The 23119-nt window shown below is 66.2% G+C and carries 18 protein-coding genes; 13 read left to right on the forward strand and 5 right to left on the reverse strand.

The window, feature by feature from the left end; genetic code table 11:
* Positions 1–19 precede the first annotated feature (19 nt).
* Positions 20–1138, reverse strand: a complete 1119-nt coding sequence (locus AC5RT3_RS01750) for a substrate-binding domain-containing protein (protein ID WP_494050931.1) — start codon at positions 1136–1138, stop codon at positions 20–22.
* Between the two features lie 164 nt (positions 1139–1302).
* On the opposite strand from AC5RT3_RS01750, the gene AC5RT3_RS01755 reads away from it, so the two are divergent.
* On the forward strand, positions 1303–2301 hold the full coding sequence (locus AC5RT3_RS01755) for a LacI family DNA-binding transcriptional regulator (protein WP_494051346.1): 999 nt from the start codon (positions 1303–1305) through the stop codon (positions 2299–2301).
* A gap of 24 nt (positions 2302–2325) precedes the next feature.
* Positions 2326–2619 carry a putative quinol monooxygenase gene (locus tag AC5RT3_RS01760; RefSeq protein ID WP_494050930.1) on the forward strand — a complete coding sequence of 98 codons (294 nt, stop codon included), beginning with the start codon at positions 2326–2328 and terminating at the stop codon, positions 2617–2619.
* Positions 2620–2687: 68 nt separating this feature from the next.
* On the opposite strand, the gene AC5RT3_RS01765 is transcribed toward AC5RT3_RS01760, so the two are convergent.
* Entirely contained in the window at positions 2688–5177 is a 2490-nt protein-coding gene (locus tag AC5RT3_RS01765) for a GH32 C-terminal domain-containing protein (protein ID WP_494123349.1), read from the reverse strand.
* A gap of 412 nt (positions 5178–5589) precedes the next feature.
* Between AC5RT3_RS01765 and AC5RT3_RS01770 the strand changes: the two genes are divergently transcribed.
* The 8 genes from AC5RT3_RS01770 (at position 5590) to AC5RT3_RS01805 (ending at position 18551) form a co-directional block, all read left to right on the forward strand.
* Positions 5590–7500, forward strand: a complete 1911-nt coding sequence (locus AC5RT3_RS01770) for an ABC transporter ATP-binding protein (RefSeq protein ID WP_494123350.1) — start codon at positions 5590–5592, stop codon at positions 7498–7500.
* A 78-nt stretch (positions 7501–7578) separates the two neighbouring features.
* Complete coding sequence (locus tag AC5RT3_RS01775) at positions 7579–8715, forward strand: GuaB3 family IMP dehydrogenase-related protein (protein WP_494008862.1); 1137 nt, start codon at positions 7579–7581, stop codon at positions 8713–8715.
* Positions 8716–8824: 109 nt separating this feature from the next.
* A complete protein-coding gene (locus tag AC5RT3_RS01780) occupies positions 8825–10564 on the forward strand; it encodes a glycerol-3-phosphate dehydrogenase/oxidase (RefSeq protein ID WP_494050927.1) in 1740 nt (579 codons plus the stop codon).
* Positions 10565–10604: 40 nt separating this feature from the next.
* On the forward strand, positions 10605–11093 hold the full coding sequence (locus AC5RT3_RS01785; protein WP_494008860.1) for a PTS sugar transporter subunit IIA: 489 nt from the start codon (positions 10605–10607) through the stop codon (positions 11091–11093).
* A gap of 73 nt (positions 11094–11166) precedes the next feature.
* Entirely contained in the window at positions 11167–12036 is an 870-nt protein-coding gene (locus AC5RT3_RS01790) for an SURF1 family protein (protein ID WP_494123351.1), read from the forward strand.
* A complete protein-coding gene (locus tag AC5RT3_RS01795) occupies positions 12033–12545 on the forward strand; it encodes a DUF3817 domain-containing protein (RefSeq protein WP_494123352.1) in 513 nt (170 codons plus the stop codon). The genes AC5RT3_RS01790 and AC5RT3_RS01795 overlap by 4 nt, the downstream gene beginning before the upstream one ends.
* 100 nt (positions 12546–12645) lie before the next feature.
* A complete protein-coding gene (gene guaA / locus AC5RT3_RS01800; RefSeq protein ID WP_494008857.1) occupies positions 12646–14235 on the forward strand; it encodes a glutamine-hydrolyzing GMP synthase in 1590 nt (529 codons plus the stop codon).
* 128 nt (positions 14236–14363) lie between these two features.
* Positions 14364–18551, forward strand: a complete 4188-nt coding sequence (locus tag AC5RT3_RS01805) for an AAA family ATPase (RefSeq protein ID WP_494123353.1) — start codon at positions 14364–14366, stop codon at positions 18549–18551.
* A gap of 41 nt (positions 18552–18592) precedes the next feature.
* On the opposite strand, the gene AC5RT3_RS01810 is transcribed toward AC5RT3_RS01805, so the two are convergent.
* From AC5RT3_RS01810 to AC5RT3_RS01820, 3 genes are all read right to left on the reverse strand, one after another.
* Complete coding sequence (locus AC5RT3_RS01810; protein ID WP_494050922.1) at positions 18593–19327, reverse strand: RcpC/CpaB family pilus assembly protein; 735 nt, start codon at positions 19325–19327, stop codon at positions 18593–18595.
* 105 nt (positions 19328–19432) lie between these two features.
* Entirely contained in the window at positions 19433–19711 is a 279-nt protein-coding gene (locus AC5RT3_RS01815; RefSeq protein ID WP_494008854.1) for an FmdB family zinc ribbon protein, read from the reverse strand.
* Positions 19712–19825: 114 nt separating this feature from the next.
* A complete protein-coding gene (locus AC5RT3_RS01820) occupies positions 19826–20446 on the reverse strand; it encodes a 5-formyltetrahydrofolate cyclo-ligase (protein WP_494050921.1) in 621 nt (206 codons plus the stop codon).
* 107 nt (positions 20447–20553) lie between these two features.
* Here AC5RT3_RS01820 and galU point away from each other — a divergent pair, with 107 nt between their 5' ends.
* From galU to AC5RT3_RS01835, 3 genes are all read left to right on the forward strand, one after another.
* Complete coding sequence (galU, locus tag AC5RT3_RS01825; protein ID WP_494050920.1) at positions 20554–21459, forward strand: UTP--glucose-1-phosphate uridylyltransferase GalU; 906 nt, start codon at positions 20554–20556, stop codon at positions 21457–21459.
* A 5-nt stretch (positions 21460–21464) separates the two neighbouring features.
* Positions 21465–22085, forward strand: a complete 621-nt coding sequence (locus AC5RT3_RS01830; RefSeq protein ID WP_494050919.1) for a GNAT family N-acetyltransferase — start codon at positions 21465–21467, stop codon at positions 22083–22085.
* Positions 22086–22190: 105 nt separating this feature from the next.
* Positions 22191–23102, forward strand: a complete 912-nt coding sequence (locus tag AC5RT3_RS01835; protein ID WP_494051345.1) for a hypothetical protein — start codon at positions 22191–22193, stop codon at positions 23100–23102.
* Positions 23103–23119 lie beyond the last annotated feature (17 nt).

Raw genomic sequence — 23119 nt, forward strand, 5'->3', positions numbered from 1 at the left:
CTCCTGTCACTCTCCGGACCTACTTGCCCCAGCAGATCTGGGTGGCGTCCGTCGTGGTGATGCTCTTGACACCGTCGGCCGCCTTGTCGGTGACCAGTTCCACGCCGGTGTTGTAAAAGTCCAGGCCCGGCGAGTTTTCCGGCTTCTTGCCCGTCTTGGCCAGGTCCACGATCGCCTTGACTCCAAGTTCGGCCATCTTGACCGGGTACTGCTGGGCGGTAGCGCCGATGACACCCGACTTGACGTTGTCCACACCGGCGCAACCGCCGTCGACCGAAACCACCAGGACGTCCTTTTCCTTGCCCGCCGACTTCAGCGCTTCGAAGGCACCGGCGGCAGCGGGCTCGTTGATGGTGTAGACGACGTTGATGTTGGGGTTCTTTGAGAGCAGCGTTTCCATGGCGGTGCGGCCGCCGTCTTCGGCGCCCTGGGAGGCCTGGTTGCCGACGATTTCGTACTCGCCGCCCTTGCCGCCGGTGTACTTGCCGGTCTTGGCTTCGTCGCCGTTCTTCTTCTTGTCCGCGGTGTCGATGCCCAGGCCGGTCAGGAACCCCTGGTCGCGGTTGTAGTCAACGGAGACGATCTTGTCGTCGAAGAGGTCGATCAGCGCGATGGTGGCCTTCTTGCCGCCAAGCTGGGCAGCGGTCCACTTGCCGATCAGCTCACCGGCGGCAAAGTTGTCGGTGGCGAAGGTGATGTCGGCGGCGTCCGCGGGGTCCGGCGGGGTGTCCAGGGCAATGACGAACAAGCCGGCGTCCTTGGCTTTCTTGAGGGCGTCGACGACGGACGGTCCGTTCGGCGTGATCAGGATGCCCTTGTCGCCCTTGGAGATGGCGTTCTCAATCGCCTGGATCTGGGTATCCTCGTCGCCGTCGGCCTTTCCGGCCGCGAGCTTGAGGTCGACGCCGTCCGTTGCCGCCGCCTTCTTCGCGCCGTCCTGCATGGAGACGAAGAACGGGTTCGACGTGGTCTTCACGATCAGCGAGACACCGATTTTTTCCGAGGACGTGCCGTCGGTGGATCCTGTTGCGGAAGAGTCGCCTCCGCAGGCCGAGAGGCTGAGGGCGCCCAGGGTCAGGACTGCACCCATGGCGAGCAAACGGTTGACGGTGTGCCGGGGGGTCTTGGAACTCAACATTGAATCTCCTGGTCTCAGGGCACTAGGTGTGCCTGACAACGATGTCACGGCTCATGTAATCAACGTCACAGGGTAGAGTCAAGCGTGAATCGATGATGAAGAGCGAGGTTCTGACAACGATGTCTAATCGTTACCAATCCGAGGCCGGCACGAACCGACCCACCATGCGCCATGTGGCAGCGTTGGCAGGCGTCGGGATCAAGACTGTTTCCCGGGTGATGAATGACGAGCCCGGCGTTTCCGAGGCGACGCGCCAGCGCGTGCTGGGAGCTTCCCAGCAGTTGAACTACCAACTGGACATGGCGGCGGGGAGCCTGCGCCGCGCGGGCCGAAGGACCTTGTCCATCGGGTTGCTGCTGCCCAGCGTTGCCAACCCGTTCAGCAGCGAGATCCACCGCGCGCTGGAGGATACCCTCGCGGAGCGCGGAATCGCCGTATTCGCTGCCAGCCTCGATGACGACCCCGAGCGGGAGAAAGCCCTGGTGGCAGCGTTCCTCGGGCGCAGGGTGGATGGAATGGTCCTGACACCCATCGCCAGGAGCCAGGCCTACGTGATCCCCGAGCACTCGCGGGACCTGCCCCTCGTCTTCATCGACCGCGAACCGGTGGGGATCGAGGCCGACGCCGTGGTGACTGACAATGCTGCCGGCTCTGCCCGTGCTGCGGCCCACCTCCTCAAGCACGGCCATTCGAAGCTTGCCTACCTGGGTGACCGCCTTGATATCCAGACTGCCCGTGACCGCCGCAGGGGCTTCATGGAGGAACTCGGCAGGGCCGGTGTCGCCACCGCTTCTGTTCCGCTTCGCGATGGCCTGCACGACGAAGAATCAGCGCGGCTCGCTGCCCATGAACTCCTCGCCTCCGGCAACCCGCCCACGGCCATCTTCTCCAGCCAAAACCTGGTGACGTTCGGCGTCATGCGGGCACTGCGTGAAAGGGGAGCCAGCCACCGGGTGGCGTTGGTGGGCTTCGACGATTTCACGCTCGCCGACATGATGGAGCCCGGCATCACCGTCATCGCGCAGCATCCTGAACGGATCGGGAAGCTCGCCGCTGAGCGGTTGCTCGCCCGCATGGACGGCGACGACGCCGCTCCGCAGACTTTCGTCGTCCCCTCCGAACTGATTGAGCGCGGCTCGGGCGAGCTGCCGCCGTCGAACTGACCAACCACAGAAAGAAGGAAATCCATGGCCAAAACACTGTATGCAGAATTCACCGTCAAGCCCGGAAGCGAGGGACGCGTCGCGGAGATGATGCGGGATCTGACGGAGCACGTGCGCCGCGAACCGGGCAACGTACATTTCCTCCCCTATACCCGGGAATCCAACCCTCGGGAATACTTCGTGTTCGAGGTGTACCGGGACGACGACGCTTTCCAGGACCACATCACCGCCGATTACGGAGCCACATTCAATGCCGAGCTGGCGCGGCACATCGAAGAGGACGGGTCAGTCCTGACCTGGCTGCAACCGGCGGAGTAGTTTCGCCGGGGGCTTCAGCAGGCTCAGCCACCGGACGCCGGCGGCTGAGCCTGCTGAACCCCGCTTGCTCAGCCCCGGGCCTTCCCTCCGGCGTTGACCGCCTTGAGGGACTCCAGGAACATGGCCTGTTTCATCGGGGTGACGGTGAGCGACTTCAGGTGCGCAATGCCGCCCTCGGCGAACAGCGCCACCTCCTGGGCTCCGTCCGCGGGGAAGACCTGATCCGTGATCGTCCGCAGTCCGCCTTGGGCGAAGACTTCCAGCGAGGACCTGTCCACATAGATCCGAAGCGTCACGTTTCCTTGCGCGTCCACCGTCACCGGCGCCGAATCGACCGAGGTAAACAGCGGGTGGAAGCCCACGTTGCCTGAGTTTCCGCGGTCGATGTACACCTCCTGTGCCGCGGCGTCATAGCCGATCACAGTCGACGACGCCCCGTCACCGAGGACCGTGATACCGGACCTCACTGCCGTCCCCGGGTTGAAGGTGACGTCGATGCGCTGGGCCTGTCCCGACGCCGCGGGAGGCAGGGCATGTGTTCCCGGGCTGATGGCCCTGCCAGCTGTGTCAGTGTAGCCGGGGGCACCGGCAAGCCTGTCTACCTGCTTGGCTGCCTTTTGCGTCAGCCGGGGCCCGGCCGGAGTCTGCGTGAGACCCACCTCGCGGGGCAGCGACATGGCGCTGCGCCACGGGAAGGTGGGGATGCTGTTGGCATAGTCCCAGTTGTTCATCCAGCCGAGCATGACACGCTTGTCCTCCGGCATGTTGCCAAACGAAACCGCGGCATAGTAGTCGCGGCCATAGTCCAGCCACTCATAACCGTTGATGCGCGGTTGGGCCGCCTGCGGGGAAGCGGTGAACTCGTCGGCCAGGATGTGCCCCCACCCGAAGCGGTTGTTGTCCACGATCCTGATTTGGGCCTGGCGGCCCCGGAATTCCGCCACGTTCCAGGACGCCCAGTCCAGCACCTCACTGTTCGCGCCGGTGGTGGAACGGACCACTTGGCCGTCGACCACCAGATTGACGGTGGTTTCGTCGGAGCGGGGCACGGCAGCCTGGTCGGTGAGCATGATGTGGTCAAGCGTGAGGTGTCCCCATCCTCCGGTTGCCTGGTCCACGATGCGTAGCCGGGCTTGCTTGCCGGCGAACTCGGAGACGTCCCAGCCCTTCCAGTTGAGCTGGCCGGCGTCGTTCCCTGCCACTGTCCGGACCACGGCACCGTCGACGATCAGCTGCGCCTCCAGGACCTGTCCTGTTTCCGGTGCCCGGTGTCCACCACCAACCAGCAGGCTGATGAAGTTCCGTGACACGGTGAACTCGGGGGAGGTCAGTACGCCTTGGCGGTCATCGCCGGGAGCGCCGCCGGTTTCGAAGGTGTTGATGCGTTTAGCGCCGAGGTAATAGTCGCCTCCCGCAGTGGCGGGCTGGTACGACGGCGCGAGGTCGCCACTTCCGGTCCAGCCGGCTTCTGCGAGGGTACTGCCGTCCGGAACCTCGAAGCCATTGAACAACAGGTCTCCCGGCGGCGGCGTATTGTCCAGTTTGTCGGAGACTCGGGGGTGTTGGCCGCCCCCGACAAGGAAGTTGATGTAGTCACTGTCCACGGTGAAATCGGACGAGGAGATTGTTCCCAAAGGCCAGTCGCCGTCGTTGAAGGAGTTGACCAGCCCTGCACCGGCGAAGCCGCTCACGATGTTCTGGCCGGGCAGTGTTCCGGCGGCGGGAGCGTGCGCGAAGGGGCCGTTCTTCCAGTTGCCGGGTTCGTTGTTGACGGTCCAGCCGTTATAGGTGCCGTCGTTGAAGCCAGCGATCGAAGCTCCAGGGGGCAGGGAATCCAGGGGCTTTGTGCTTTCGGATGTGAACGTGGTGCCGTCGAAGCTGCCCACGAAATACTGTCCTGCGGAGCCGCCCGCCACGCCGCCCGGATTGATGTTGACCACCATGACCCACTTGACGTTGTTTGGGTCGCCGTCCACGGCAAGGGGGAAGAGGTCGGGACATTCCCAGAGTCCGCCGGTGGCGTTGGCGGGACCGAACTCGCTGAGGGGAGTCCAGTCCTTGAGGTTGGTGGATTTATAGAGCAGCACTTTGTGGTCGGTGGCTTCGACGGCGGTCATCACCCAATAACCGCTCCCGTCGGGTGTGGTGTACCAAAAGACCTTGGGGTCGCGGAAGTTGGCGGAGTTCCGGGTCAGGACAGGATCCGTACTGTACTTGGTCCACGTTTGCCCGTCGTCCAGGCTGTAGGCCAGCGACTGGGCCTGCAGCCCGCGGTGTGGCGAAGCGTCTTTATAGGCGCTGGTGTAAATCGCAACCAGTGGCGGGTTCTCCGTAGTCCCGAGACCGGAAGAATTGTCCTTGTCCACCACAACGCTGCCCGAGAACACATCCTCCTGGTCATCCGTGGAGATGGCCAGCGGCTGCTCCTGCCAGTGAACCAGGTCAGTGGAGGAGGCATGTCCCCAGGACATGTTGCCCCACGTGTTCCCGGACGGGTTGTGCTGGAAGAAGAGATGGTAGATCCCCTTGTGGTAAACCATTCCGTTGGGATCGTTCATCCAGTTCTTTACGGGCGAAAAATGGTACGCCGGCCGATACGTTTCCTGGCCCAAAGTGCTGCCCGTGCTTGGTCCGGCAGGAGGGCTCCCGCCGGACTTCTCTGCCATCGCCGGTCCGGCTCCGGCCAACGCCCCGGTCAGCACCAAACCGGCCAGCGTCATGGCCGAAAGGACCTGCAGTCTTTCCTTTTGTCTTCCGTGCATTTTGTGAATCGCCCTTCATCGCGCGTTACTTATGACAACGATGTCAATACGTGACGGAGCCTAAGTTAAGTCCGGAAGACAAGTCAACGAATTCACGGAGCCGCAGAACCGGCCCCGCGCCGGGCGGCAGCAAGTGGCAACGGTTGCTGGCTGCACCGAACGGCTCCACGGGCTTCGGCAAAGAACTGGCGCGCCCTAGGCTTGAGGCATGCGCGCATCTGGCCACCCGGCCGAACTGCAACCCAAACGCGATCCCCAGCGCCGGCTGGCCCTGCGCCCCTACGCGAGGGCTGTTGCCCAGGTCCTGCGGGTCAGTTTCCACGCCTCCCCGGGCGCGGTCATCATGAAGGTGCTCGGCTCGCTCATTTCAGCGGTGTTGCCCCTGGTCACCACCTACTTCGCGGCCCTGACCACCACCGCCCTGGCGGCTGCCTACACGGGTGATACCGGTGCCGGCCAGATGGCCATCGTCTACGTCATCATCACCGCCGCGCTGGGCCTCTTCTGGGGCGCCTTCACAAGCGTCGACCGCTACATCCAGCAGCTCATGAGCTTCAAGGTAGGGGCCATCGTAGGCGACCAGATGTACGAACGCTTCCTGGCCCTCGAGTTCTGGCGGTACGACGACAAAGAGACCGTTGACCTCTACGACCGTGCCAAGCGGTTCTCCGATTCCTATGCCCGCGTCCTCGACCGGATCGCCGGCATCTTCACCCAGCTCGTCTCGGTGATCCTGGCCGTGGGAGCCCTGCTGCTGGTCAGCTGGTGGATCGCGGTCATCGTCCTGGTGGCGATCGTGCCCAGCGTCTACTTGCAGTTCAAGCTCTCCCGGGAACAGATCGCGCACTGGAACACCCAGGTGGACTCCCGGCGGCAGCGCCGGATGATCGAGACCAACCTCCTCCGGCCCCAGCACATCGCGGAAATGCGCCTCTACGGAATCGTCAATTTCCTGATGGATCTCCGGTCCAGGCTCCGGGACGCGGACGAGCGCCGCCGGCTCGATTTCCAGCGGCGGTACATTCCCAAGCAGCTGGCTGCCGACGCCCTGCAGTACGGGGCGGAGGTGGTCTCGCTGATCTGGGTGGTGGGGCAGATCATCGCCCGCGCCCAGCCCGTTGGCCAGTTCCTCTACGTCCAGCAGATCGTCAGCCGGGCGCTGTCCACCGCGAACAACCTGGTCTCCTCCCTTAGCTCGATTGACGAGGACCTGGCCAACCTCAAGGACTACGAGCTGTTCATGGCCCTGCCCGTCCACTCCGAACACGCGCCGCCGCTGTTGGCCGCGCCCCGGGAAGTGGAGCTCAGGGACATCCGCTTCACCTACACCGGGAGCGACATTGAGGTCATCCGCGGGATCAGCATGACCATCCGCGAGGGCCAGCACATCGCCATCGTGGGGGAGAACGGTGCGGGAAAGTCCACCCTGATCCGGATCCTGGCCGGGCTCTACCGGCCGGACTCGGGGCAGGTATTGCTCGACGGCGTCGACCTTGCCGCCCTCGACGTTACGTCCTGGCACCGGCGCTTGGCGGTGCTGAGCCAGGAGTTCCTCAAGTACGAGTTCGCAACGGCCGCCGAGAACATCTACTTCGGCGACGTCGAGAGTTCCCGCGATGACGCGCGAATCCGCCGGGCCGCTGCCGACGCCGAGGCGCTGGACTTCATCAACAAGCTGCCCAACGGCCTGGACAACCATGTCAGCAACTGGATGGAGGACCCCCGCGGCCGCAAGGGCAGCGGCCTGTCCGGCGGGCAATGGCAGCGGCTCGCGATGGCAAGGAACTTCTACCGCGACGCCTCGTTCATGGTGATGGACGAACCCACCTCCGCCATCGACGCGCTCGCTGAGCACCGGATTTTCACGCGGCTTTTCGCGGACCGCAGCAGCACGATCATTGCCATCAGCCACCGGCTGGCCACCATCGAGAAGGCGGACATCGTTTACATGCTTGAGGACGGCCGCATCGTGGAGCAGGGCACCCACCGGGAACTGGTGGCACTCCGCGGCCGCTACTTCCGCATGTTCGAATCCCAGATCCCCGCCAGCCCCCTAACCTCGCAAGCTCGGCCAGGGAACCCTGCTGGCGTGGGCCCTGAGGAAGCAGGCGGGGTCTAGGGTTCCTCGAAAATCCACCGCCTGCCCATCAGGCCACTCTAGCCAAGGGCGGCACGCGGGCTGGGATAACCTAGAGCAGTGACTTATGAGATCGAGATCGGCCGTGGCAAGCGTGGGCGTCGTGCCTACTCCCTGGATGACATAGCAATCGTCCCCAACCGTCGTACCCGCGACCCCAAGGACGTCTCCGTCTCCTGGCAGATCGATGCCTACCAGTTCAGCATGCCCGTCATTGCGGCACCCATGGATTCGGCCATGTCCCCGGCAACCGCCATCACCCTCGGCAAGCTTGGCGGCCTGGGCGTGCTTGACCTTGAGGGCCTCTGGACGCGTTACGAGGATCCGCAGGCCATCCTGGACGAGATCGGCGCACTGCAGGACGAGACCAACAGCCCTGCTGTGACGCGTCGGATGCAGGAGCTGTACCAGGCACCCATCCAGCCCGAACTCATCACCACCCGCCTCGCCGAGATGCGCGACGCCGGCGTCACTGTTGCCGGCTCCCTGACCCCGCAGCGCACGCAGGAACACTACAAGACCGTGGTGGCCGCGGGCGTCGACATCTTCGTAATCCGGGGAACCACCGTCTCGGCGGAGCATGTGTCCAAGGACCACGAGCCGCTGAACCTGAAGCAGTTCATCTACGAGCTTGACGTCCCCGTCATCGTGGGAGGCGCGGCCGGCTACACCCCTGCACTGCACCTCATGCGGACCGGTGCGGCCGGCGTGCTGGTCGGCTTCGGCGGCGGCGCCACAACCACCACGCGCCGCGCGCTGGGCATCCACTCGCCCATGGCCTCCGCCATCTCCGACGTTGCCGCCGCCCGCCGCGACTACATGGACGAGTCCGGCGGCCGGTACGTGCATGTGATCGCCGACGGCGGCATGGGCGCCTCCGGCGACATCGTCAAGGCCATCGCCATGGGCGCCGACGCCGTCATGCTGGGCAGCGCCCTGGCACGGGCCGAGGAGGCACCCGGCAAGGGCTGGCACTGGGGGCAGGAAGCGCACCACCTGGAACTCCCGCGCGGGGACCGGGTCAACGTGGGCACGGTCGGCCCGCTGGAGGAAGTCCTCTTCGGACCGGGCCACCACACCAACGGAACGTCCAACCTGATCGGGGCCCTCCGCCGTTCGATGGCTACCACGGGCTATTCGGACCTCAAGGAATTCCAGCGGGTCGACGTCGTCGTATCCCCTTACGAAGGGAACTGACCCGCAAGGGAAGGCCAGGGGCGGCGTCCGTCCCTGGCCTTCCTCCCAAGCGGGCCCCCAGCAAGTAGTGTGGTCCTACTACCGGCACTAGAGGCACTGGAGGCGTTCGATGAAGACTGTTCCTGCTCATGGCGGGGCACTCGGCCCGGCAGCCAGGGAAGCAGCCATCCAGCGGCTTCGTGATACCTCACGGCCCGGCCAGGAACTAGACATCCTCATTGTCGGCGGCGGCATCGTCGGCACCGGAGCAGCCCTCGACGCCGTCACCCGGGGACTGAGCGTTGGCATCGTCGAAGCCAGTGACTGGGCAGCCGGGACCTCATCCCGGTCCTCCAAGCTCATCCACGGCGGCCTGCGCTATCTTGAAATGCTCGACTTCGCGCTGGTGAAGGAAGCCCTGCAGGAGCGCGGGCTGCTGCTCTCCGAGCTCGCGCCGCACCTGGCCCGGCCGGTGCCCTTCCTGTATCCGCTCACCAAACCCTTCATCGAGCGTCCGTATGTGGGAGCCGGCATCGCGCTGTACGATGCCATGTCCATCTCCAGCGGACACAGCCGCGGCGTTCCCTTCCACAAGCACCTGTCGAAGCGCGGCACATTGCGCGCCGCCCCGAGCCTGAAGAACGATGCGTTCGTGGGTTCCATCAGGTACTACGACGGGCAGGTGGATGACGCCAAGTACGTCGCCAACCTGGTCCGCACCGCCGCGTACTACGGTGCCCACGCCGTCAACCAGATGGCCGTGGTGGACTTCCTGCGCGAAGGCGAACGCGTTGTGGGGGCCAAGGTGGTCAACCGTGAGGACGGCACGCAGTTCAATATCCGCGCCAAGCAGGTCATCAACGCCACCGGCGTCTGGACCGACGAAACACAGGCGATGGTGACCGAACGCGGCCAGCTGAAGGTGCGGGCCTCCAAGGGGATCCACCTGGTGGTGCCCCGCGACCGCTTCCAGTCCACCGTGGGACTGATCCTGCGCACCGAAAAATCGGTGCTGTTCGTCATCCCGTGGGGCCGGCACTGGATCATCGGCACCACGGACACCGACTGGAATCTGGACAAGGCCCATCCGGCAGCATCAAGCAAAGACATCGACTACATCCTCGAGCACGTCAACAGGGTCCTCAAGCGGCCGCTCACCCGCGAAGATGTTGAAGGCGTGTACGCCGGGCTGCGGCCCCTCCTTGCCGGCGAAAACGACACCACCGCCAAGCTGTCACGCGAACACGTGGTGGCGCACCCGGTCCCCGGCCTCGTCGTCGTCGCGGGCGGAAAATGGACCACCTACCGGGTGATGGCCAAGGACGCCGTGGACGAGGCCACCCGCACCATGGACGAGCGGGTCCCGCCGAGCTGCACGGAAACCATCCCGCTGCTTGGGGCCCACGGCTTCCGCGCGGCATGGAACCGGCGGAACCGGACCGCCGAGGAATCGGGCGTGCATGTGGCCCGGATCGAGCACCTGCTCAACCGGTACGGGTCCCTGATCCCGGAGGTGCTGGCCCTCATCGAAGAGAACCCGGCGCTGGCCGAGCCGATTCCGGGAGCCGACGACTACCTCCAGGCCGAGGCCGTCTACGCGGCAACACACGAGGGGGCGCGGCACGTGCACGACGTGCTGACCCGGCGGACGCGGATCTCGATTGAAGCGTGGGACCGCGGTGTGTCCGCGGTCCCGGTTGTCGCTAAACTGATGGGTGACGTCCTCGGCTGGAGCGACGCGCAGCGCGAAAATGAGGTGCGGCACTACATTGCGCGCGTGGAGGCCGAACGCCTCAGCCAGCAACAGCCGGACGACAAATCCGCAGACGCCGCCCGCCTGGGTGTGGAAGACATCGTGCCCTTGCGCTGAGGGGCCGGATGCCCCGTACTGCCGACTGAAGGGAAACGCCTTGGCGGAAGCACTTGACCCGTATGATGCGGACCTCACCACCCCCGAGATGGTGATCCTGGAGATGGAGGCATCGGACAAGGCCGACGCCGCAACCCAGCTCGCGGAACGGCTCTACGCCGCCGGGCGCGTCTCGAACCTTGAGGGGTTCCTGCAGCACGTTAACGCCCGCGAGCACCAGCTGGCCACCGGACTTCCGGGTGGAATCGGCCTGCCGCACGCGCGCAGCGAGTTCGTGACCCGCACGTCCATTGCGGTGGGCGTCGCCAAATACGGCTCCGCCTTGGACTTCGGTGCAGCCGACGGCCCCGCAACGCTGATCCTTCTGATTGCCACCCCCGCCAGCTCCTTCTCCGACCACCTTGAAGTCCTGGCGACCCTGGCCAGGTCCCTGTCCAAGGAATCGTTCCGCGAATCCCTGCGGCGCGCCTACGACGCCGACATCATTTCCGAACTGATCAACTCCAGCCTGGTCTTTTTCGACCACTGATCCGGTGCCCGCCGCAGATGCCGCCGGCGTCGGCGTTTAGCTGTTCTACAAAGGTACGAAGTACGGTTAACACGTGTGGAAAACTGCCCTTAAACCCCGCTGGATCGCTGGATTTGTTTTTGCGATCGCCATTTCCGGGGTCTTCGTGCTGCTGAGCCAGTGGCAGTTCGGGCGCTCCACGCAGCCCGAGGCCCCGGTCAACCCTGCCACCGAACAGGTCCAGCCGCTGACCGATACCCTCCAGCCGGGCGAGTTTTTCCACGGTACCGACGCCGACCAGATGGTCAGCGCGCGGGGCAGCTACGACCCGGACAAGCAGGTCCTGGTCCCGGGCCGCCTGCACGAAGGCCGAACCGGCTACTGGGTGGTTGCCGCCTTCGCCGTCGACGGCGCCCCGGCGCTGACCGGCGCTGCGGCCTCGCCGCAAACCTGGATCCCCGTGGCCCGCGGATGGGTGGCCGACCCCGCCGACGCGCCAGCGCCGCCGTCAGGCGCTGTTGAACTGACCGGGCGGCTCCTGCCGTCCGAGGCCCCCCTCGCCAAAACGGCGCCGCAGCCGGGCCAGGCAACCGCCGTCTCCGTGGCCGAACTCATCAACTACTGGGAGATCAGCAGCTACCCGGGCTTCGTGGCCGCCACCGCCGAAGTGGCCGGGGGAGCGGACGTCAGCCCGGCCGCCGTGCCCGGCGATCTGCTGCCCCTGGAGATCGGTCCGCAGCCGCCCGGGCAGCAGATCAACTGGCTCAACCTCTTCTACTCCCTCGAATGGGTGGTCTTCGCCGGGTTCGCCCTGTTCATCTGGTGGCGGCTGGTCAAGGACGACTACCACCGGGACCTGGAAGAGGGCCTTGACGATGAACACCACGAGGCCGGCCCGGACCCCGGACAGCAGCCTGACCAGAACCAGCACCCGGAACCGACCCAGCAAAAGGTACAGCCATGATTGAACCGAAACCCGCCGCCTCCGCAGCAGGCGGCAACACAGCCGGCAAGGCCGCAGGCAAGAAGCGGCGCTTTGGCGGCACCGAGTCGCAGATCCGCTCGGCCCTGAAGTTCTACAAGGTGCTGGCCTACCTCACCGGCGCCATGCTGCTCCTGCTCTGCGCCGAACTGATCGCCCGGTACGGCTTCGGCCAATACCTGTTCGCCGGCGGCACCAACGCCGTGACGGGGCAGCCCTTCGGCTTCGGGTTCGCCGACGCCGAGCCTCCGGGCGTGCTGGACGGGGTCAACCTGTCCGTCACCGTCCTGATCGTGCACGGCTGGATGTACGTGGTGTACCTGATGTCCAACTTCCGGCTCTGGTCGCTCATGCGCTGGCCGTTCCTCAAGCTGATCCTGCTCGCCCTCGGCGGCGTCATCCCATTCCTGTCCTTCATCGTGGAGAAAAAGTTCCACGCCGAGGTGGAGGCCGAGCTGGCCGCCAACCCGCAGGCACCGCAGCGGTACTAGTCCCTGGCGCCCGGGCCACCGCCCGCCGTCGGACGTCTGCTCCGTCACAGCACCGCCTCTCAAGGTGCGCCGGTGCAACGGCGCAAAGTAGGCTATTACGGTGACTACTCCCACTGCATCCCAGACTTCCCAAAAGCCGGTGCTGGTAGTTGACTACGGTGCCCAGTACGCGCAGCTGATTGCACGCCGCGTCCGGGAAGCAAACGTGTATTCGGAAGTGGTTCCGCATACCTACTCCACCGAGCAGCTCCTCGCCAAGAATCCGGCCGCCATCATCCTTTCCGGCGGGCCCTCCAGCGTCTACGCCGACGGCGCCCCGACCGTAGGTGCCGACCTCTTCGAGGCCGGTGTGCCGGTCTTCGGCATCTGCTACGGCTTCCAGGCCATGGCGAACGCCCTGGGCGGCAAGGTGGACAAGACCGGCCTGCGGGAGTACGGCTCCACGGAAACCACCATCCTTGGCGAGGGACGCTCCGTCCTGGAGGGCATGCCCCAGCACCAGAAGACCTGGATGAGCCACGGTGACTCCGTCCACCTGGCCCCGGAGGGGTTCGAGGTGCTGGCGACGACGGCGGGCGCCGAAGTGGCTGCCTTCGCCAACGAGGAAAAGGGCCTGTTCGGCGTGCAGTGGCACCCCGAGGTCAAGCACTCCGCCTATGGCCAGCAGGTGCTTGAGAACTTCCTGTTCAACTGCGCCAAGATCGAAGCCAACTGGACCACCGGCAACATTGTCGAGGAACAGGTGGAGCGCATCCGCCAGCAGGTGGGGGACGCCCGCGTGATCTGCGGCCTCTCCGGCGGCGTGGACTCAGCCGTCGCCGCTGCCCTGGTGCAGCGCGCCGTGGGTGACCAGCTCACCTGTGTCTTCGTGGACCACGGCCTGCTGCGTGAAGGCGAAGCCGAACAGGTGGAACGGGACTTCGTTGCCGCCACCGGCGTGAAGCTCTACGTCGCCAACGAGCAGGAGCGCTTCCTGTCCGCCCTCGCCGGCGTCAGCGATCCCGAAACCAAGCGCAAGATCATCGGCCGCGAGTTCATCCGCGCCTTCGAAGAGGCCGAGCTGGCCATCATCGCCGAGGCCGCGGCACACGGCGAGAAGATCAAGTTCCTGGTCCAGGGCACACTGTATCCGGACGTCGTCGAATCCGGCGGCGGCGAAGGTGCGGCGAACATCAAGAGCCACCACAACGTGGGCGGGCTTCCCGAGGACCTGCAGTTCGAACTCGTCGAGCCGCTCCGGGCACTGTTCAAGGACGAGGTCCGCGCCGTCGGCGCCCAGCTTGGGCTGCCGCAGGAGATCGTGGGCCGCCAGCCGTTCCCCGGACCAGGCCTGGGCATCCGGATCGTCGGCGAAGTCACCAAGGAGCGCCTGGACCTGCTGCGCAAGGCCGACGCCATTGCCCGGGCCGAGCTGACCGCTGCCGGGCTGGACAACGACGTATGGCAGATGCCCGTGGTCCTGCTGGCCGATGTCCGCAGCGTGGGCGTCATGGGTGACGGCCGCACCTACGGCCACCCCATCGTGCTCCGCCCTGTCTCCTCCGAGGACGCCATGACCGCTGACTGGTCGCGGCTCCCGTACGACCTCCTGGCCAGGATTTCGAACCGGATCACCAACGAGGTGGACGGCGTCAACCGCGTGGTGCTGGACGTCACCAGCAAGCCGCCGGGAACCATCGAATGGGAATAGCGTTCTGAGTGGCCGGCCTCCGATACGGAGGCCGGCCACTCCTGTTTCCGGATCAAATCTCCGCAATTTCGGGCACTCCAGTGTTGCGGTCTCTCGAGTCCGGCGCCGGAGCGGCTACGCTCGAACGTATGCCGGTATGGTCCAGGGCGTCACGCGCAAGCGCAGAAAAGAAGGCAGTAGTGTCAGTTGGTCAAGGCCACCCGGAAGGCTCGGAAGAGCTTCGCAAATGGCTGTCCGGGCTCAAACCCGTCACGGGTGCAGACACGATGCTGCGCTTCACCAAGACCCCTGAGGGCTCCATTGACCTGACCCACGCGCACCCGTCCGGTCTTGCCCAGCTCATGGCCGGGCGCCGCACCCGCCTGTCCACCCTGATCCGGGACCGGCAGCAGTACCTCGTGGCGGCGCGGGCCTCACGCAACATCCGCTCCAAGATTTTCGAACTCGCCAACGACCGCGGGATCGACGCCGGCTACCTCTCGGCCGGCACGGTGGTGTGGACGTCCGCCGTCGGCGGCAAGCCGCAGCGTATCTCGGCGCCCGTCATGCTCACCGCGATTTCCCTGACCGTCCGACCGGGCGAAGACGACTACGAGCTCCAGCTGACGGAGCAGGCGCACATCAACCCGGCATTGGTCCGGCACCTGAAGACCATCCACGGCATCGTGTTCGACGTCAACGCCGTCACCCGGCTGGCCTACAGCACCGCCCGCTTCGACCCGCAGCCTGTACTGGACCGGCTGGGCACCCTGATCCGGCCCATCCATGGCGCCGAGGCCCAGCACAACCTGCTCGTGTCCACCTTCGCGGACCTGTCCGGCAACCTGGACGACCCCTGGATCAACGATTCCAATCCCATCGTGTCTGCCCTGGCTACCGCAGCCGGAGGAGAAGTGGTGGACGTGGCGGAACCGGATCCGTCCCGTTTCCCGCCACTGGACAGCCGGCACCCCCAGGACGAGCTGCTCCTGCTGGATGCGGACACGGACCAGCAGTACGTCATTGATGCTGCGCGCGCCGGTGATTCCCTGGTGGTCAGCAGCCCGCCGGGCACAGGGCAGACGCAGACGGCCATCAACACCATCGGCGCCCTGGTGGATGCCGGCAAGACCGTCCTGGTAGTGGGTGACCGCCGCGCCAGCCTCAACGAGGTGTCCGGCCAGCTGGAGTCCCTGGGCCTTGAATCCATCCTGTTCCAGCTCTCCGGGAACGTCACCGCGCAGCAGCTGAAAGGCCAGCTGGTCCGGGCCATCGTCCGCAACGAGAAGTCGCTGGAACCACAGCTCGGCAACCTCCACGCCACCCTGACCGAGCACCGCCACGCGCTGATGGACCACGTGGCCTCGCTGCACAATGTCCGGCAGCGGTGGGGATGCTCGCCTTACCAAGCCATGCAGTCGCTGGCGGAACTGACTTCCATCCACCCCGCCCCGGCCACCACGGTCCGGCTCAAGCGGAGCGTCCTGGACAGCATCCGCGACCGTGACGAACTGGCCGGAAGGCTGCGCCGTGCGGCGGAACTGGGCAGCTTCAGCAAGGCCGCAACCACCAGCCCCTGGCATGGGGCACGGCTCCTCACCCGGAAGGAAACCGAGGAAGCCCAGGAGCTGGTCCGTTCCGTGGCGAAGAGCCTGCCTGCCCTGCGGGAGCGCATGAATGCCGTGGCAGAGCACGCCGAGATCCGCCTCGGTGAATCCTTCGCCGAATGGGGCGAGCAGCTGGAACTGCTGGTGGCAGTCCGCGGCAGCCTGGACAAGTTCACCCCGGACATCTTCGACCGGCCGGTGACCGACCTCATCTCCGCCACCGCCCCTTCCGCCTGGCGGCGGGAACGCGGCATCGAGATGACCTCCATGCAGCGGTCCAGGCTGCGCAGGGTCGCCAAGGAATACGTCCGGCCCGGCGTCCACATCGCCGACCTGCACAGCTCCCTGGTCCTGGTTCAGGAACAGCGGGCCCTGTGGGCAGGCTACGCCACCACCCAGCGGCACCCGGCTGTTCCGTCCGGGCTTGCCGAGATGAACGCCATGTACCGGGAACTGGACCGAGAGCTCACCCAGCTGGGAGAGGCCCTGAAGCATACCGAGGCGGGCGGTTCGCTCTCCACGGTCCGGTACGGGGAACTCATGGACCGCCTTGAGCGGCTGGTGGCGGATACGGACACGCTCAAGACCCTGCCGGAACGAACGCTGCTGGTGGAAAACATGCGTGAGCACGGGCTGGGGGAGCTTTTGGCTGACCTGGCCGAGCGGGAAGTACCCGCCGCTTCCGTCGCCGCCGAGCTGGAGCTCGCCTGGTGGCAGTCTGCGCTTGAGGCGATGATCAGCGGTGACGACTACCTGGCGATGTCCGACGGCGACGCCCTCCGGCAGCTCGAAGCCGAGTACCGGCTCGCGGACAATGCGCACATAGCCAGCGGGGCGGCCCGGCTCCGCTGGGACCTTGCCGAGCGCTGGCGCGCCGCGATCGCCGGGCAGCCCCGCCAGGCCGACCTCCTGCGCAGCCTGCTCAAAGACGGCCGCGTGTCGCTGCCGGCGCTGACCGCCCAGGCCCCGGACCTGATCGGTACCCTGGTGCCCGTGTGGTCCGTCAGCCCGTACCTGATGACCGGGCTGCTACCGGCAGAGCAACATTTCGACGCCGTGGTCATCCTCGACGCCGAAGCCACCTCGCTGCAGGCGGTACTTCCCTCCATTGCGCGCGCACGCCAGGTGATTGCCTTCGGTGACGCCCGCATCGCCAGCCCGCGCACCTTCACAGTGGGTGTGGAGCGGCTGGCGCCCGGTGAATCAGCGCATCAGCGGGTGGAGAGTGCCTTCACCGCGCTGTCCGCCGTGCTGCCGGTGTGGCGGCTAAACTTCGTTTACCGAGCGGTGGACGAGGACCTGGTCCTGCAGCTGAGCAAGAACTTCTACGACGGCGGGCTCCGCCGGCTGCCGGAGGGACAGTCGGCCACGGGGCTGGACCGGTCCCTGCTGGTGGAGTACCTGCCGGACGGAACCGGGCTGCCCAGCGCCGACCATGAAGGTGTTGAATCCGTGGTGGCCGAGGTCAACCGGGTGGTGGAGCTGGTCTTCGAACACGCCCGCCTGCGCCCGCGCACCTCGCTGGCCGTGGTGACCGCCAGCCTTCGCCACGCTGCCCGGATCGGTGAGGCCATCAGGCTCCAGCTGCCCAACCACCCCGGACTCGCCGGGTTCTTCGGCGCGGGCCCGGAGTCGTTCCGGGTGGTGGACCTTGAGCGGGCCCAGGGCCTGGTGCGCGACCACGTCATTTTCTCACCGGGCTTCGGCCGGACACCGCATGGGCGCGCCCTGCACAGCTTCGGGCCGCTGTCCGCCGAGGGAGGGCGGGAAAAGTTCGCCCTCGCGATGACCCGCGCCCGGCGCTCGATGCACGTTCTGACGTGCTTCCGGCCCGAGGACCTGGACCACACCCGGCTCACGCACGGGGCAGTGGACCTGTATGCCCTGCTGGACCGGGAAATCTCGGGCAACACGGATCTCGGTACGCCCGCGTCCCGCGCTGCCGCCAGCGAACAGGCGCTCGGCGCCGACCCGCTCGTGGCGGACCTGGGCGACCGGCTGCGGGCACGCGGTGCGCGGGTCTGGCACCAGTACGACGGCGCCATCGACGTGGTGGCCGCCGCCGATCCGCTGAACACCATGGGCCAGGACGACGCCGATCTTCCCTGGCCGGTGGCTATCGAGTCCGACGGCACGGAACAGTACCGCACCATGAGTGTCCGGGAGCGGAGCAGGCTGCGTCCCCAGCTGCTCGAACGGCTTGGCTGGCGGTACATGCCCTTGTGGACCATCGAGGTTTTCACCGATCCGTCCGCCTGTGCAGACCGGATCGCCAAGTACCTCGGACTGGAAAAGATTGTACTTCCGGGACGGGTGGCTTCGCCCGGATTCCTTGACGACGACGTCGACCAGGCGCTGAATGATATTGATGCCGTGGCGGAGTCCGCTCCGGCATCGAACGTTACGCGTTTCCCGGGCCCGGCTTCCGGACGGCGGGCCGGCAACGCAGCACGTGCCGGTCATCAGGCAGCCGCCGCGGACCGGCAGGACAGCAAGGAGGCGGCCCCGGTGGGCAGCGACGAGAAGACCAACAGCACCAACAGCGAAGCGCCGCCCGCAGACGGTGACGAGACAGCGGAAGCGCCTGCGTCGGCCGCCCGTGCCGGCCAGAAGCCGGCGGAGGGCATCCTGCCCGCCCGGGCTGCCGAGGATGATCCGCGGGCGTGGGGCGACCGTGACGATGACCATGACGCATGGCTGAAGGAACAGAAGCCGCCGCACTGGGGGTGACACCTTCGTAGGCCCCGGCGCCGCCTGAAGGAGGCAGCCGGTTACGGCGGTCCGACCAGGACAAAGAACAGCTTGCCTTGCGTGGAGGCACCGGCCAGCCGGGCCGCCTGTTCCGCGTTGGCGGCCACGACGATCAGGCCGTCAGTCTCCTGCGTGCCAAGCCATTGCCCGCCCTGCCCGCCGGTTGCCGAGGTCCACAGCACGGGCACCGCCGCGGCCAGGACTTCGGACGGTGTTTGCTGGTCGAAACCGTTCCCCCCGGTCAGCACCACGTTCACCAGCTGCCCGGGGGAAACCAACTGGATGGACGACGGGTCCGCCATCCGAAGGGGCACTGCAGCTGAGCCGGCAGGACTGCCGGTGAGGAGGCCGGGCCCCAGCAGCTGGGCATCCGCCAGCAGCTGGCCCTTGCGCAGCGGGGCAGCCAGCTGCCTGCCGGACGCTTCGCCGGGTTCGCGCAGGACGCCGTCCGCGAGCATGCCCGGAGGAACCTGGATCGCGGAAAGGTCAGTGGCCGCAAGGGCAGACCCGGCAGGCAGGTCCCGGGCGGCGGCCAGTGCGGTGACGGTGTGGACCGGTGCCGGCGTGAGCTGGTGGACGGTGAGTGCCGCCGCTGCACACAGCAACAGGGCAATGGCAAGTCGGCGGTTGCGGCTCAGCCAGCCGCCAAACCTGGCATTGGGACGGGCAATGGAGCGGCCGGAGGGAACCGGCCGGCCGGGACGTCGAAGGAATCCGGAAGCTTCCCGGCGGGCACGGAAGGGATGAGCAGGCATGCCGCCACGCTAGGCGCCCCAAATATGCAAAAGACAGCGGCCCCGCACCTATGTGGACAATGTCCCATCGGTGCAGGGCCGCCGTCGTAACGGCGGAAGCCGGAATCAGCTGGCGGCAGCCGCAGCTGCCGGAGCGGGAGCGGAAGGTGCCGCTGCCGGAGCAGGCGTGGAAGAAGCCGGCGCTGCGGAGACGGTGTTGCCCTTGGAGTCCCGGGAATCGGTCCGGTAGAAGCCGGAGCCCTTGAACACGACACCCACGCTGTTGAACTTCTTGCGCAGCGCGCCCTGGCATTCCGGGCACGACGTCAGTGAGCTGTCCGAGAACGACTGGACGATGTCGAAGGCGTGGCCGCAATCCTTGCAGGCGTAAGCATATGTTGGCACTGGTGCTCCTCCTCTTGGGCAAACGAGAGGTCCCGTGCTGCCACCTGGTAATCCATTAGCAGTCGCAGGGCCTGAGTGCTAATTCTATCATCCCGTTGCGGCCACCCGCCTGACTTATGCGATCTTGCCCAACGGCCTAAGCCCCGACGGGACAAGGACGGCGGGAACAGGACGGTCGAACTCCTCGGCAGGAATCCGGCCCGCCGGGAGGAGTTCATCGTCATAGATAACAGCGGCCAGCGGGATTTCCTTCCCGGCGGTGGCAAGGTGGCCCAGGAACTTGTCGTAGTAGCCGCCGCCCTGGCCCACCCTGTTGCCGTCGAGATCCACGGCGGTAGCAGGGATGAACAGTGCTGTGGCCTCGCCGGCAACATCCGGTCCGTGGCGGGGCCCAACCGGTTCCATGATGGGTGCGTACCTGCTGCGTTCCAGGGTGCTGTCCGGGCCCCAGATAACCCAGCTCAACTCACGGCCCGGCTCGCAAACGGGGAGCAGGACCTTGTGGCCGTTGCCGTGGAGGGCGGCGATGAGGGGCAGCGTGGGCGGCTCGACGCCAGTACCGAGATACACGCAGAACGTCGCCGGCCTTCCGCCGGACATGGATTCGGCCCAGGCGGCACCATGCATGGCCAGGGCAGCGCCGGCGGCTTCCAGTTCTTCAGGGGTCAGTGCTGCCCTTCGCCGGCGGTGGGCTGTCCGGATGTCGTCCTTGGCGGTGGCTTGCTGTTGGGTCATTGTGTCTCCTTATTACCCGTGCTGGGGGGTTGGTACGCCGGTTCCGGCGCGGCTGCCCGCCGGTCCGTTGATTACTGAATGCTTGACGCTGACGTTAGATTAGTCCGGTGAGTACCCGTAACCCGAGAGTCCGCAAAGCCGTCATCCCCGCTGCCGGTCTGGGCACCAGGTTCCTTCCTGCCACCAAGGCTATGCCCAAGGAAATGCTGCCTGTGGTGGACAAGCCTGCCATCCAGTATGTGGTGGAGGAAGCCGTGCAGGTGGGGCTGAATGACGTTCTGATGATCACGGGACGTAACAAGCGGGCTCTGGAGGACCACTTTGACCGGGTCCCGGCCTTGGAGTCAACGCTTGCCGACAAAGGGGACACTGAGAAACTGGCGTCCATCCAGGCGGCCAGCAACCTTGGCGACATCCATTACGTGCGCCAGGGCGATCCCAATGGGCTGGGCCACGCCGTCCTCCGGGCCAAGCAGCACGTTGGCGATGAAGCCTTCGCCGTGCTGCTGGGGGATGACCTCATTGATGCCCGTGACGAACTGCTCAGCACCATGATCGATGTCCAGGCCAAGACCGGCGGGTCTGTGGTCGCCCTCATCGAGGTGGAACCGTCACAGATCAGCTCCTACGGCTGTGCGGACATCCAGGACATCGACGGCGAAAGCTTTGTGCGGGTCAACGGGCTGGTCGAGAAGCCGTCCGCTGATGAAGCGCCGTCAAACCTTGCTGTTATTGGCCGCTACGTCCTGCATCCGTCCGTCTTCGAAGTTCTGGAGCGCACCGGCCCCGGACGCGGCGGAGAGATCCAGCTGACGGACGCACTGCAGGAGCTCGCCACCGGGAGCGGCGAAGGCCGCGGCGTTTACGGTGTTGTGTTCCGGGGACGCCGCTACGATACGGGCGACAAGCTCAGCTACCTCAAGGCATGCCTGCAGCTCGCCATCGACAGCGAGGACCTCGGCCCGGGCCTGCGGGAGTGGCTGCCGGGGTTCACCGACGGCCTGTCCAAGTAGCAGCTGTGCGATTCGGCCCCATCTGGCCCGTAACCCTGGAGTGCGGCGACCTGGTCCTGCGGCCCATCAGGTACCGGGACAAAAAGGAGTGGACGGAGGTCAGGTCCCGCAACAGCGACTGGCTTGCACCGTGGGAGGCGTCCAACCCGGACCCGCGCGCAGGCCTTCCGGACTACCGGCAGATGGTCCGTTCGTTGAATACGCAGGCCGCCCAGGCCACCGCCCTGCCCTTCGTGATCACGGAGAGAACTCCGGGGCTGCGAAATCCGCCAATCATCGGCCAGTTGACGGTCTCCTCCATCGTGTGGGGGTCGGCGATGATGGCCACCCTGGGATATTGGGTGGACCAGGCCAGGGCCGGGCGCGGAATCGCCCCCACTGCAGTGGCCCTGGTGACCGACCACTGCTTCCAGACCCTGGGGCTGCACCGGATGGAAATCAACATCCGGCCTGAAAATGCGCCCAGCCTGCGGGTGGTGGAGAAGCTGGGCTTCCGGGACGAGGGCTACCGGCCCCGCTACCTCCACATCAACGGCGAATGGGCCGACCACCGGTCGTTCGCCCTGACATCGGAAGAGGTCCCGGAAGGCCTGTTGACACGCTGGCTCGCCACCAGGCCGTCATAAATCCACTCATTTGCTCCCCGGCCTGCGACACACCGCGGCTAATGCCGCAGCAGGAGGCCTGATGCTCATACGGTTTTGAGTGTGGACTTCCCCCTTAGCAGCTCAGTGATCCTTGTGGTTGCCGTCGTGCTCTGGATTGTGTGGGTTGCCCCCTACGTCCTCCGGAACCGCCGGCACCAGTTCCAGCCCGCCGGTGATTTTCTGGCAGACGCCCCAGCCGAGGAAAGACCGGATCAGCCAGCCGGTCTGGTACTGAACGTCGCCGCCCAGCAGGAGAAGCCCATGGAAGCCAGGAAGAGCGCCGGACCCTCCGCCAAGCCTGCCGGCCCGGCACCCGCCGGCCGCCTCCGGATCCGTTACGGCCGGACCGCACTGGCGCTTGCCGGACTCCTGTCTTTGATGACGTCACTGGTTTCCGCAATTCTGCTGCCTTTTGGCCTCGGCTCACCTTTCCTGCCGCTGGCCTGTGCGGCACTGACGGCGGTGTCCGTCGCCATCCTGCGCTGGCTGGCTGTCCGCGACCGCAAGGCCAAGGTCAACGCGGCTTTTCGCTCGGCTATGAGCGCACCGCCGGTTAGACACGTATCCGAAAGGATTCCGCCGAAGCCGGAGTCGGCCCCCGCTCCCCGGGAAAGCCCGCTCTTTGACGCCGAGGCCCACCAGCCGAAGGTCCAGCAGCTGACAGCCCAGGAACTTCGCGAGGCAGCCCTGGCCGTTGCCGTTGCGGCGGGTGATCCGAGTGCGGCTGCGGCGGCATCGGGGACTCCCGCCGGTACCCCCTGGGAGCCGGTAGAGGTTCCGAAGCCTGTATACGTTGATGCCGCCAAGGCCGAACGCCCAGAGCCTGAGCCGCTTGAGCTGCCGGCCGCGCCGAAGGCAGTGGGCAAGCCGTCCCTGAAGCAGGGTGCAGCAGGGACGCCTGCCGCTGCTGCACCGGCTGCAGAAGCCCAGCAGCTCAGCAAGGCACAGAGCGCACTGAGCAACCTCGACGACGTCCTGCAGCGCCGCCGCGCATAAACCTTGGCGGGCGGTAC

This window comes from Arthrobacter sp. Y3221159 (assembly GCF_059089885.1).